We start from the raw sequence: 11937 nt of genomic DNA on the forward strand, positions 1-11937 counted from the left end.
TTGGGGGGATTCAGTGTTTAGAAAAGAGTACTTAATCTGGTGGGTGCTGCTTGCTGCTCTCGGCATTCGACTGCTGGCCCTCGGCCGCTACGGTCTCAATCTCACCTTAAACAGCGATGATGCAGGGTATGTCAACAGCGCAATTCAATTGCTGAAATCAGGTATGTTAATTTACCATCGTCCAACCGAACCAACGGTTCATATCATGCCTGGACAACCTTTGCTTTTAGCCCTGATTTTTCTGGTGTTCGGATGGGAAGCGACAGGATTGTACGCTGCCAAACTTGTCATGATTCTTATTGGCGTAGCAGGGATTTACGGTATGTATCTGATTGCCAAAACAATGGCCGGAATTCGAACCGGTTTGTTGGTTGCAGGTTTGTTTGCATTATCTGTCCCGCATATTCTAACAGATAACCTATTATTAACGGAAACACCGTTTGCGACAAGTTTTATTTTTCTGGTTTATTTCTCTATCAGACTGTCGCAGAATTCGAAAATGTCAACGTTCTCTGCATTCATGTTCTTTTATATTGCAAGTCTGATGTTCCGTCCGACGGTTGTACTTTATCCGCTGATCTTGTTCATGTACCTGATGCTAAAAAAGTATCCGCTCAAAATGATGCTCAAACAAGCCACCGTTGCGGTCGTAATCATGTTGGCAATACTTGGCCCCTGGTGGGTACGCAATTATGTTCATTACCATGAGTTTATCCCTCTGACAGGCGGCTCGGGCGATCCTCTGCTACGAGGCACCTTTCAAGGGGAAGGTTTTCCAAACCCAAATCAGACGTTTGATGAACTGATTAAACGCTTACCTTACCCGAGCACCGATGCCTACACGCAGAATAAAGTCCGGGAAGAGGTCGCCAAGGAACGGATCAAAAACTGGTGGCAGCAGGACCCGGAATCCTTCATCCGGAGCTATGCCTATCTCAAGCCGAATCTGCTATGGAAAGAACCATTTTATTGGATTGAAATTTTCCGGATTCCAAAATCACAACTGGATAAAATCCATTCCGCGGTTGTCGTGGCCGGGCTGATCGGATTCTTGATTTCGCTCGTTGTTGAAAGCAGACATCGAAATGAGATACTGTTGGTCTTAAGCTCACTCTTGTATTTCACGATCCTTTACAGTGTTTACTTTGTCCTTGATCGTTACAATGAACCACTTATGCCCTTTCTTTTCTTGGGAATAGGGGTAGGTGTCCACTCTATTCTACAAACGGTATTTCGCTGGAAAGGGGAATTCGCATGAGATCCGATACACTTGTTATCATACCCGCATACAACGAAGAAAAAAGCATCGCGAAAGTGATCCATGCCATTCAGAAGCATCTTCCGGAAGCTGACATCGTGGTCGTGAATGACGGCTCGCGCGATCGGACTGCAGAAGTGGCTGCCAGAGCGGGTGCAACCGTATTAAACCTGCCCTTTAACGTGGGAATTGGCGGAGGTATGCAAACCGGATACCTCTATGCACATGAAAAGGGGTATCAGTACGCGGTTCAAATTGATGCGGACGGGCAGCATGACCCGGCCGATCTCCCACGGCTTCTTCAACATGCAAAGAACGGCGAAGGAGATATGATTCTTGGCTCCCGTTATGTCCAACAAACCAACTACAAATCGACTTTCATGCGGCGAGTTGGAATGATATTTTTCTCAGGGCTGGTTACGATTCTGGCCGGACAATCGGTCAAGGACACTACAAGCGGCTATCGTGTGGTCAACAGAAAGCTGATTGAACTTTTCAGCCGTTACTACCCGGCTGATTATCCCGAGGTTGAAGCGATCGTGTATCTCAAACGGCAGGGCTGTACCTTGCTCGAAGTTCCGACTGAAATGCATGAACGCCAAGCCGGAAGTTCATCCATTACCCCGTTGAAATCAGCTTATTACATGATAAAGGTCGCTCTGGCGGTATTCATGAATGTTCTGCGTCATCCGAAGGTGAGAGCCCAATGATGAGCGTCTATTGGGTTTCACTTCTGTTTTCTGTAGGGTTTATTGTGGTTGTATTGGATCTCGTACGCCGTCAACGGCTGAAGGAACAATACTCCTTGCTATGGCTGGCTGTCGGGGCCGGTTTCGTCATCATGTCTTCCAACACATTACTTTTGGAAAGGCTCGCCGCTTTCCTCGACATCAAATATGCACCTGCAGTGCTTTTCCTGCTTGGAATCATATTTTGCTTTGTCTTGATTCTTCATTTGACCGTGGTAACTTCGCGCCTCACAGACCAAGTACTCCGTCTGACCCAAGAGCTCACCGTTCTGAAAACGGAGCTTGAACAAAGGGAGCGGAAAGAAGGTACATCATGAACTACGTCTTCTTGCTGTCAAATATTGTCCTGTTGGTGGCGGGGCAAGTGTTTTTCAAAATCGGTCTGGATCGGATTGGCGGCGTATCGGTTTCAAACCTGTGGAAAGCGGCCCTGCAGCCTTATGTGATACTTGGACTTTTCTTATACGTGGCGGCAACAGGCTTGTGGTTTATCGTTCTGTCACGTATGAGTTTAAGTGTTGCCTATCCTTTGCAAAGCCTCGCCTATGTATTGGGCGTACTGATTGCTTGGAGTCTCTTCGGCGAAATGGTCCCTCCCATTCGATGGATCGGGGTACTGGTTATCTTGGTCGGGGTTGCATTGGTCGCTTGGGAATAAGCACACCGGTCACTTGACTCCAAACTTCCTTCATTTCGAAAGGAGTTTTTTATTGAAATAACTTTTCACAAATAATTTACAGATCATTCATAGGACTCATATAAATAAGTGTCGAAAAACCAAGTGTGAAAACTACGCAAAACATAAAGGGGATATGTTTGATGCAATGGATAAGGAATTTAAGTACAAGAACGAAACTTCTCAGTCTGGTTGTGAGTATGGTGATCTTTATGGGAGGTGTAGGGTTCACTGGATATTATTATCTTACTAAGGCGAACGAAGAAATCCGATCAATCTATGAGAACAACCTGCTCCCGATTAAATGGCTGAGTGCAGCACGTGCTCATTCCCGTGCAAACGAGGCAATTGTGCTGCAAATCATGCTCACCGAGGATAAGAGTAGACAACAGCAATTGACAAAACAATTAAACGACAGGGTGGAAGAGTTCAATAAATTGTTGGCCGATTTTGAAAAAACCAACATCGACAGTTTTGAGAACGACAAGCTCACCTATCTGAAAAAGGAACTCGCTACATATCGGGAATATCGCACCCGGTTTATTCAATTGGCAGCCGACGGCAAGCCCAAGGAAGCTTACCAATTATATGTGTCTTCTGTCGGCTCATTGGACAAGGTAAATGAACATTTAAAAGAATTGGCGGATTATCAAGCCAAGCGTGCAGACGAAAAGAAGGCGGAAAGCGATATCAACGCGGCTTTCGCCACGAGAATTCTAATCAGCATCATCATCTTCGCAGGAGTAATGGCGATTGCTTTAGGGTTGCTGTTCTCCCGCATGATTGCAACACCTTTGGTGAAAGTCGTAGACATCGCTAATCGTGTCTCTGAAGGTGATCTCCGAGTTGAAAGACTTCCGAATCATTCTCAAGATGAGGTTGGGCAATTGGCTTCAGCCGTAGATGGAATGGTCGAAAATTTGTGCAGTCTCATCCGACAAGTAAAGCAAACAGCGGAATTGGTAGCCGCATCATCCGAGGAATTGTCCGCGACTTCCGAGCAAACCAGTAAAGCCACCGAACAGATTGCCTCTTCCATTCAGGAAGTGGCAGCCGGTTCCGAAATACAGGTTCGCAGCGTTGAAGAAATTTCAAAGGAAGTTGCCGAGATGTCGTCCGGTGTTGGTCAGATTGCATCCACTGCTCAACATGTGTCACACGCAGCAATTCGCGCTGCAGAAGTTGCTTTGAACGGCAACCGCGCAATCCAAACAACGGTAAAACAGATGAATTCTATAAACAAAACTGTAAATGAATTGTCCACATCCGTAAAAGGATTGGGAGCACGTTCGCAAGAAATCGGACAAATTGTGGAAGTGATTACCGCCATTGCAGAACAGACCAATTTGTTGGCATTAAATGCAGCAATTGAAGCCGCAAGAGCCGGTGAACAAGGGCGCGGGTTCGCGGTGGTAGCCGATGAAGTAAGAAAACTGGCGGAACAATCGGCAGTATCCGCTCAACAGATCGCTCAGTTGATTAGCGGGATTCAAGAAGAAACAATCAAAGCCGTGCACTCTATGGAATCAGGCTTAGAAGAGGTGGCTGCCGGTATAAATATGGTCAACGCTGCAGGTGAATCATTTGCTCTCATTAAGCAGTCTGTGGACGATGTCACGACTCAAATCCAGGAAGTGTCCGCTGCTTCACAACAGGTGTCTGCCGGAACCCAACAAGTTGTAAACTCAATCGATCAGATCGCAGGGATTGCGGAAACGGCTGCCTCCGGCACACAAACCGTCTCCGCAGCCATAGAGGAGCAAACGGCCTCGATGGAGGAAATCGCCGCCTCTGCCTCCTCCCTTTCGAAGATGGCAGAAGAATTACAAATGGCAGTCGGGAAATTCAAAATTTAGTTGACACATAACTTTTCATACTGGAAAAGTCAGCCCCGTTCTCACGGAAGCTGACTTTTTTAATTTTTAATTTTAATAAATGTAGGAATTTATTCGAATATTGACGAAAATATTCGGATAGAAATGGATTACATAGGATCGAGGGGGATTTGGGTGAAATTTGGATCCGAAAAAATAATGGGACTCATTCAAAATGTCATCATTAAATTGGCAAAAAGGGGCAATATCGAATTCTTGGAAAGACTCTCACTCTCGAAAAAACTAACCGGCGGGTTTTTAATCGTCGCCGTGATTCTGGCAATCACAAGCTCGATCTCATTTTATAACATTAAGAAAATCGATAATGCTTACACCGATCTGATCGATCGGAGAGTCAAGATTTTGACCTATTCAAAAGATATACAAGTGAATGCGGCATTGCAAAGCAATAATCTGCTTTCTTATCTGATCACACGCGACTATAACGCGATGCAAAACATGCAAAACGCAAACGAAACTTTATCCCGATTGATTAAACAATCATCCGAACTGGTCCAGGATGAGAAAGATAAGAAATCTTTAAAGACGATGGAAGAATTGAATCAAAAGTTTCAAACAATATCAAAAGAAATCATCGATTTCATGGCAATTGATCGATCCCAGGCCTTGAAGCAGGGGCAAGACGAAGCAATGCCCCTGGCTCTTTATATGTCTTTGAAAGCGGAAGAGATTGCCGGGAATCAACAGAAATTAATGAATGAAGGAAACCTGGCGAATAAATCGATGGTGACCGCCACAATCACCACCGTACTGTCGCTTAGTATAGTCACCTTTATTATCGCTGTCGCGATCGGTTTTATAATCTCCAGGATGATTGTCAAACCGATGGTCACCATGGCGGATACCGCAGGTCAGATCGCGGCAGGAAATTTGACTGCGGAGGACATTGTTGTGAAAAGTAACGATGAAATAGGGGATCTGGCGAAGACGTTCAATGACATGAAACGAAACCTGAGCGGCCTGATTCGGCAAGTAAGCGCCAGCGTTGATCAGGTTAGCGACTCGGTTAAAAAGCTGACGGAAGGTGCCGAAAGTACCTGTGTGGCAACCACACACATTGCGTTAACCGTCCAGCAAGTGGCAGCCGGAACTGACAGACAGGTGCAAAGCATTGAAGATACGGTCAAAACGGTCCAGATCATGTCGAACAGCATGAATCAAATATCCGAAAACGCACAAAATGTTGCCAATACGGTAACGGAAGCATCGGATAAGGCGTTGGCCGGAAACCGCGCTGTCCGCTTGGCTGTTCAGCAGATGAACTTAATCGACACCACAGTGAACGGGTTGTCGCGAGCGGTTAAGGAATTGGGAGATCGATCCCAGCAAATCGGTCAAATCGTCGAAACCATCTCCAGCATTGCCTCCCAAACCAACTTGTTGGCGTTAAACGCTGCGATTGAAGCGGCAAGAGCAGGAGAGCACGGCCGCGGGTTTGCGGTTGTGGCAGACGAGGTACGGAAATTGGCTGAGCAGTCATCCCAATCGGCAAAACAAATCGCTCAGCTCATTACCGCCATCCAAGATGAAACGAACAAAGTCGTAGAAACGGTAGAATCAGGGACGCAAGAAGTAGCCGCGGGTATTCAAGTTGTGTATGCCGCCGGGGAAGCGTTTGAAGAGATCCAAAAAGCGATTCAGGAAGTCGTTCTGCAAATCAAAGAAGTTTCCGCCGCCGTTGTTCAAATGACGGCCGAAACCCGAAAGATGATGGAAGCTATTGCGAAAGTGGAAGAAGAGTCTCAGTCAACCGCAGCAGGAACACAAAACGTGTCTGCCGCAACCGAGGAACAATTGGCATCGATCGAGGAAATCTCGAATTCGGCCTCTGCTTTAAACAGCATGGCGGGAGAACTCTCTGCGGTCGTAAGAAAGTTTCGATTCCAGTAGACTCGACTGTTGGATCCGTGACATTTGCCCATCCAACGGCATAGTATGCTCCATGACATGACTTAAACGGGTCATGATCGTGGAGCTTTTTTAGTCCTTGGAAAAGAGGTGAATGTTACCATGTGCGGGATAACCGGATGGATCGATTGGAACCGGGATCTGACAAAACAAGCGGACATTCTCGAGGTGATGACCGAAACATTGAAATTCCGCGGTCCGGACGCAACAGGCTCCTGGATCTCACCGCGAGCGGCACTCGGACACCGGCGGTTAAGCGTTGTCGACCCGGTAGGCGGCGCCCAGCCTATGACCCGTTATCGGGGAGACCATTCCTATACCCTGGTTTATAATGGGGAACTGTACAACACAGAAGACTTGAGACGCGAATTGTTGGCGAGAGGCTATTCGTTCCGTTCGCATTCGGACACTGAAGTCCTGCTTACTTCCTACATGGAGTGGGGAGCGAGCTGCATAGAGAAGCTGAACGGAATTTTTGCATTTGCAATTTGGAGTGAACCGGATCAAACTTTGTTCCTCGCACGTGACCGGTTGGGGGTTAAGCCCCTTTTTTACACGGAACGAGACAGTTCTTTCTTGTTCGGTTCGGAGCTGAAAGCGCTGCTTGCCCACCCGGCTGTGGAAGCGGCTGTGGATGCCGAGGGGTTGGGAGAAATTTTTGCGCTGGGCCCCTCCCGTACACCTGGGCACGGGGTGTTTAAAGACATCCGGGAACTGCGTCCCGGTTACTGCATGCTGTATGATCGAAACGGACACCGGATTCGTCAGTATTGGAAACTGGAAAGCCATCCGCATGAAGAGGATCTGGATACAACGGTCGCCCATTTGCGGGAGCTTCTGCTCGATTCGATCGAACGGCAGCTCGTGTCGGATGTCCCAATCGGGACCTTGCTGTCGGGAGGACTTGATTCAAGCGTCATCACAGCAGTTGCCGCCAACGCGTTTAAACGGGAAGGCCGCGGGAAACTGGCCACCTACAGCATTGACTATGTAGACAACGACGTGCACTTTAAGGCGCACGAATTTCAACCGAATTCGGATGCTCCCTGGATCAAGCGGGTTTCGGAGTATTGTGATACCGATCACCACGCAATTTATGTGGATACTCCGGAATTGGTGGAAGCTTTAAAGACAGCGGTTTTTGCCCGCGATCTTCCTGGTCAGGTGGACGTAGATTCGTCACTCTATCTGTTTGCTCGGGAGATTAAGAAAGAGACGACTGTAGTGTTATCGGGAGAATGCGCCGACGAACTTTTTGGCGGATACCCTTGGTTCCATAGGAAAGAAGATATGGATGCGAATACCTTCCCATGGCTGCGCAAGACTCTAGAACGGGCGAAACTGCTGAAACCCGAACTTGTTGACCTGATTCAACCGGAAGCGTATGTTGCCCGCCGTTACGAGGAAACTCTGGCGGAAGTCCCCCGGCTTCCGGGAGAGAATTCGTTTGAAGCCCGCAGACGGGAAATGTTTTATTTGAATTTCTATTGGTTTATGGCGCAACTGCTCGATCGCAAAGACCGCATGACGATGGCAGCAAGCCTCGAGGGCCGCGTTCCTTATTGCGATCACAGACTTGTTGAATACGTCTGGAACATCCCCTGGACAATGAAAACATGTGATGACAGGGAAAAAGGAATCCTTCGCCGGGCAATGAAAGGCATCCTGCCGGAAGATGTCCTCTACCGGAAGAAAAGCCCTTATCCCAAGACCCATAACCCGGCTTATACAAAAGCGGTCCGCGAGTGGTTGACCGGCATTGTAAACGATCCGTCTTCCCCATTACTGGAATTGATCGATATCGAAGCGGTGCGGACGCTGCTTAATGCAGATGCGGATACCACCCACCTGCCCTGGTACGGACAACTGATGAGTGTACCCCAAATGTATGCTTATCTGGCTCAGGTCGACACATGGTTACGGGAGTACAAAGTCAAAATCGTATAATGAAAAAAGACCATCCCCATTTCGGGCATGGTCTTTTTTGTGTTCAAAATTCACTGGGGTCGTCCAAAAGCGAAATCGTCTTGCGCCCAATAAACCCTTCGTCCAGACCATGCCAGTAAAGGATCTGATGCGGCTCTCCAAGCTTCCAGCACAGATACGCTTCTTCCCCATCCACAAGAGTATAAAAATCAATTAATCCCAGATCAACATTCTTGATTTCGGCACCGAGTTCATGAACTTTTGCAATCAGATTGTGGGCCTGCATCAGCAAAAATTCGATCTCCGCTTCTTCCGTGAAAAACGCGTCCGGTGCGGCTGCCTGACCGAGAGCGGCTTTGGAAGCCTTCAGTTCACCGTTCTTCGTGGCGATTTCTTGCTTGATATTCTGTAATGAAATGAGAAGAGGTTCAATGATCGGCAGTTGCCGGTTCGCTTCCTCTACGGTGAAATAGCGTTTCATCAGCAGCCCCCCTTTTCCCCATATCATACCACTACATCACCTTCTTGCGAACCCATGCCCCAACCGAATCAATTAGCAAGACCAGTCCCATGATCGCAAGAATCTCGACAAATACGGACGGATACTCAAATACTTTAAAATCGATAAACAACATGTTGCCAATCCCGCCAGCCCCGATGAATCCCAATATAAGCGAGGTGCGAACTCCTACTTCAAGGCGATAGAAATATTGAGACAACACGTTAGGAAGAATTTCCGGAATGATGGCAAAGCCAATCGCATGGACTTTGTTTCCGCCCGCCGCAATGACTGCTTCCTGTGTTTCCGGATCGGACGATTCCACAAGCTCCGAGATGAGTTTACCCAAAACCCCGACGTTATGGATAAAAATTGCGATCACTCCGGCTATCGGACCCAGTCCCAAAGTGGGAACAAACAATAGCCCCCATACAATCTCCGGAACCGAGCGGATAAATCCCAAAACTCCACGGAGAATGTTCGAAAATCCCGGTTTCCCCGTATTACGAGCCAATAGAAAGCTTAGCGGGAATGCAACCAGAAGTGCATAGAAAGTTCCGGTAATGGCAATCTGCAGAGTAATAACAGACTGTTTAATCGCTTCCTGCAGCAGACTCCACTCAGGAGGAAAAAACCTCCCGATGAGATCCAGCGTCTTCTTAAAATCCAAAAAATCGGTCAGGTTTAATTTGACACCTGCCGTACTCCATCCAATAACGAGAAGAAGTGCGGCGAATATAGAAACTCGCCGCACATAAAACCCTCTTGGCAACAACGTAATCACCGCCGCTTATTTCAGACGTCCTTCAGATTCCGCAACTTTACGAATTGCCGCGTAGTCATTGTCTTTGGTTACAACAAATCCGTCCGCCGCAAATGCGTCAAGCACTTCTTTATCTTTCAGATTTACAAACGCATCCTGCAGCTTCTTCACCATATCGTCGCTCACATCTTTATTGACTGCAAACGGATATTGGTACAGTTCGGAAGATTTCCAGATGATTTTGTAATCCTCTTTCTTAATTTCACCTTTTGCGATCAACTTATCAAAGTAAGCCGAATCGATCGCGCCTGCATCGACTTTCTTGCTTCCTACCGATTTAGCGGTTATATCATGGGAACCGGTGTAGTGCAATTCTTTAAATTTGTGGTTCGACTTGTCGGTGAAGAGACCTTGCTTTCTCAACTCGGCACCAGGTACAAGAGAACCGGACGTGGAGTTTGCATCACCAAATGCAAACTTGATGTCCTTTGCATTTTTCACAAGATCATCTATAGAATTTAGCTGCGAATCGGCAGGAACGATAATGTAGGAATAGTAAAACGGCTTTCCTCCCGCTGTTTTGGCGACAACCGGCTTCGCACCGCTCTGATGATGAGCGATTACATAGGTCAAAGGTCCAAGGTAAGCCAATTGAATTTTACCGGCATTAAGTGCCTCCACGACGCCGTTGTAATCCGGATAGTCCTGGACCACTACTTTCTGGCCGATTTTTTCGGAAAGATACTGCTGCAGCTTTTCCTTCGAAGTCCCGGCAAACTTCGCTTCCGCAGGAATTACGCCAACCAGAAATTCTTTTTTATTATCTGCCGGCTGAGTTGCGGTTCCCCCATCCTTAGGCTTCGCAGCACCGCCACAAGCAGCCAGCGCCAACGACAAAATCAATGTGAAGACAAGAAATAAAATCCGATTGCGTTTCATCGACATCATCCCTTTGTATAACTTTTCTACAGTAACGTACGGAATTCGCATACGAAAAAATTATACAGTCTATTACTTCTGGTTTGCAAGCATTTTCGTAGTAGTTATACAATAGGAAATCTTTGGATTCCGTATACTTTCCTTCCCTACCGACGAAACCTTTTCCGTTTCCATACGTCTATAGAGTAAAACTATTTGAAGCGGAGGAAACAGTATGAGTCCTGAAACGATCGCATTGCTTTTCTGTTCAGGGGTGATTGCTGCCGGAATTGTGGTTCTCTACCGCAGTCTGCGAACCGATGCAGGAGATTCCATTGTTCCGAAGAGGCTGTCTGCGGAGGAATAAGAAAGAAGAACGATTGGAAAGCAATGGTCGTGGTGCAACACCGCAGCTGCAACACAGTCCCTCACGACCACGAAACTTCCAAGAACTTCGTCTTGTCTTAGCTGATCCGATTTGGTATATTGGAATGTGCATTCGACTTTTAGATCATGTGGACAATACGGAGGCGGATGGGGTACTGGTGTCCCTCCCGGTCTTCAAAATCGAGTGTCAGGCATGGGATGTCTGAGGTGGGTTCGATTCCCACACGCCTCCGCCAAAAATCCTTATTGTAGCAAGGGTTTTCGCCAAATGAGCGAAAACCATTTTGCTATTTCTGGAAATTTCAGGTGATGAAGAATGACGAAAAAAACTGGCGAGATCGAGGGGGTGAGCAGGACAAGACCGCGTGGGTCGGTCAGCGAAAGACCGAGTGAGTCTTATTCTTTATATTCATTCATATATCTTGCATATTTAATCGGTCGAAGTGATTTGGAGGGAGGGCAAGAAAGGAGATAGAAAAACATGGCGCGTCCAAAATGGCGTTCCCAAGCACAATCATCCGATAACAAAGTTCAAGTAAGGTGGTCACTGGAGGAGGCTTTTCAACTGTTTCTCCGAGCCAAACGGCTTGAACAATTAAAACCCCGAACCATTGAGGATCACGAGCGACACTTTGTATATTTGACGCGGTGGCTTAAGTCAGAACATCCTGATATCAATTATGTCGATCAAGTCACTACGGACACGATTCGCGATTATCTGGATTTTATGTTGATGGATGACGATAACGAGGAACAAGACTCCACTGCAAGAATGTACGGAACCGGATTGTCACCGGTAACAGTCAATGTAAGACTACGGACATTAAAAACTTTGTTCCGTTGGCTAACTGCTGAAGGATTTTGTCAGGAAAACCCCGCCCAAAATATTCACCCGGGTTCGACAGTATAGGCCTAAAAGTAGGCACCCCAAGGGGTGCTGTGGATAACTGAAATCCTT

Annotated in this window: 12 protein-coding genes and 1 tRNA gene; 10 read left to right on the forward strand and 3 right to left on the reverse strand. The window is 47.1% G+C overall.

Annotated elements, in window-relative coordinates; genetic code table 11:
* Positions 1-13: 13 nt before the first annotated feature.
* The 7 genes from ACFO8Q_RS18390 (at position 14) to asnB (ending at position 8433) form a co-directional block, all read left to right on the forward strand.
* Positions 14-1258 carry an ArnT family glycosyltransferase gene (locus ACFO8Q_RS18390; protein WP_380027710.1) on the forward strand — a complete coding sequence of 415 codons (1245 nt, stop codon included), beginning with the start codon at positions 14-16 and terminating at the stop codon, positions 1256-1258.
* Positions 1255-1968 (forward strand): glycosyltransferase family 2 protein, encoded by a 714-nt coding sequence (locus ACFO8Q_RS18395; protein WP_380027712.1) that lies wholly within the window; start codon positions 1255-1257, stop codon positions 1966-1968. The genes ACFO8Q_RS18390 and ACFO8Q_RS18395 overlap by 4 nt, the downstream gene beginning before the upstream one ends.
* On the forward strand, positions 1965-2324 hold the full coding sequence (locus ACFO8Q_RS18400; protein WP_380027714.1) for a DUF2304 domain-containing protein: 360 nt from the start codon (positions 1965-1967) through the stop codon (positions 2322-2324). Before ACFO8Q_RS18395 ends, ACFO8Q_RS18400 begins: the two co-directional genes overlap by 4 nt.
* A complete protein-coding gene (locus ACFO8Q_RS18405; protein ID WP_380027716.1) occupies positions 2321-2665 on the forward strand; it encodes an EamA family transporter in 345 nt (114 codons plus the stop codon). Before ACFO8Q_RS18400 ends, ACFO8Q_RS18405 begins: the two co-directional genes overlap by 4 nt.
* 161 nt (positions 2666-2826) lie before the next feature.
* Positions 2827-4539 carry a methyl-accepting chemotaxis protein gene (locus ACFO8Q_RS18410; RefSeq protein WP_380027718.1) on the forward strand — a complete coding sequence of 571 codons (1713 nt, stop codon included), beginning with the start codon at positions 2827-2829 and terminating at the stop codon, positions 4537-4539.
* A 153-nt stretch (positions 4540-4692) separates the two neighbouring features.
* Positions 4693-6468 carry a methyl-accepting chemotaxis protein gene (locus ACFO8Q_RS18415; RefSeq protein WP_380027720.1) on the forward strand — a complete coding sequence of 592 codons (1776 nt, stop codon included), beginning with the start codon at positions 4693-4695 and terminating at the stop codon, positions 6466-6468.
* A gap of 120 nt (positions 6469-6588) precedes the next feature.
* On the forward strand, positions 6589-8433 hold the full coding sequence (gene asnB, locus ACFO8Q_RS18420; RefSeq protein ID WP_380027722.1) for an asparagine synthase (glutamine-hydrolyzing): 1845 nt from the start codon (positions 6589-6591) through the stop codon (positions 8431-8433).
* Positions 8434-8476: 43 nt separating this feature from the next.
* Here asnB and ACFO8Q_RS18425 read toward each other — a convergent pair whose 3' ends face one another.
* From ACFO8Q_RS18425 to phnD, 3 genes are read right to left on the reverse strand one after another with little or no spacing between them, the layout of a single operon-like run.
* Positions 8477-8893, reverse strand: coding sequence for a DUF2203 domain-containing protein (locus tag ACFO8Q_RS18425; protein WP_380027725.1), 417 nt, complete (start codon positions 8891-8893; stop codon positions 8477-8479).
* Positions 8894-8924: 31 nt separating this feature from the next.
* A complete protein-coding gene (phnE, locus tag ACFO8Q_RS18430) occupies positions 8925-9665 on the reverse strand; it encodes a phosphonate ABC transporter, permease protein PhnE (protein ID WP_380027727.1) in 741 nt (246 codons plus the stop codon).
* Between the two features lie 36 nt (positions 9666-9701).
* Positions 9702-10613 (reverse strand): phosphate/phosphite/phosphonate ABC transporter substrate-binding protein, encoded by a 912-nt coding sequence (phnD, locus tag ACFO8Q_RS18435; protein WP_380027729.1) that lies wholly within the window; start codon positions 10611-10613, stop codon positions 9702-9704.
* A 214-nt stretch (positions 10614-10827) separates the two neighbouring features.
* On the opposite strand from phnD, the gene ACFO8Q_RS18440 reads away from it, so the two are divergent.
* The 3 genes from ACFO8Q_RS18440 (at position 10828) to ACFO8Q_RS18450 (ending at position 11889) form a co-directional block, all read left to right on the forward strand.
* Complete coding sequence (locus ACFO8Q_RS18440; RefSeq protein WP_380027731.1) at positions 10828-10959, forward strand: hypothetical protein; 132 nt, start codon at positions 10828-10830, stop codon at positions 10957-10959.
* Positions 10960-11118: 159 nt separating this feature from the next.
* Positions 11119-11215: transfer RNA gene (locus ACFO8Q_RS18445), tRNA-Sec, on the forward strand.
* 245 nt (positions 11216-11460) lie between these two features.
* Positions 11461-11889 (forward strand): site-specific integrase, encoded by a 429-nt coding sequence (locus tag ACFO8Q_RS18450; RefSeq protein WP_380027733.1) that lies wholly within the window; start codon positions 11461-11463, stop codon positions 11887-11889.
* Positions 11890-11937: the final 48 nt, after the last annotated feature.

This window comes from Effusibacillus consociatus (genome assembly GCF_042652925.1).
GTDB classification, from domain to species: domain Bacteria; phylum Bacillota; class Bacilli; order Tumebacillales; family Effusibacillaceae; genus Effusibacillus; species Effusibacillus consociatus.

Coding starts and splice junctions, on each gene's coding strand:
- ACFO8Q_RS18405 (WP_380027716.1), top strand. CDS start 2,321: ATGAACTACGTCTTCTTGCTGTCAAATATTGTCCTGTTGGTGGCGGGG.
- ACFO8Q_RS18410 (WP_380027718.1), top strand. CDS start 2,827: ATGCAATGGATAAGGAATTTAAGTACAAGAACGAAACTTCTCAGTCTG.
- ACFO8Q_RS18450 (WP_380027733.1), top strand. CDS start 11,461: ATGGCGCGTCCAAAATGGCGTTCCCAAGCACAATCATCCGATAACAAA.
- phnD (WP_380027729.1), bottom strand. CDS start 10,613: ATGAAACGCAATCGGATTTTATTTCTTGTCTTCACATTGATTTTGTCG.
- ACFO8Q_RS18440 (WP_380027731.1), top strand. CDS start 10,828: ATGAGTCCTGAAACGATCGCATTGCTTTTCTGTTCAGGGGTGATTGCT.
- ACFO8Q_RS18425 (WP_380027725.1), bottom strand. CDS start 8,893: ATGAAACGCTATTTCACCGTAGAGGAAGCGAACCGGCAACTGCCGATC.
- ACFO8Q_RS18395 (WP_380027712.1), top strand. CDS start 1,255: ATGAGATCCGATACACTTGTTATCATACCCGCATACAACGAAGAAAAA.
- ACFO8Q_RS18400 (WP_380027714.1), top strand. CDS start 1,965: ATGATGAGCGTCTATTGGGTTTCACTTCTGTTTTCTGTAGGGTTTATT.
- asnB (WP_380027722.1), top strand. CDS start 6,589: ATGTGCGGGATAACCGGATGGATCGATTGGAACCGGGATCTGACAAAA.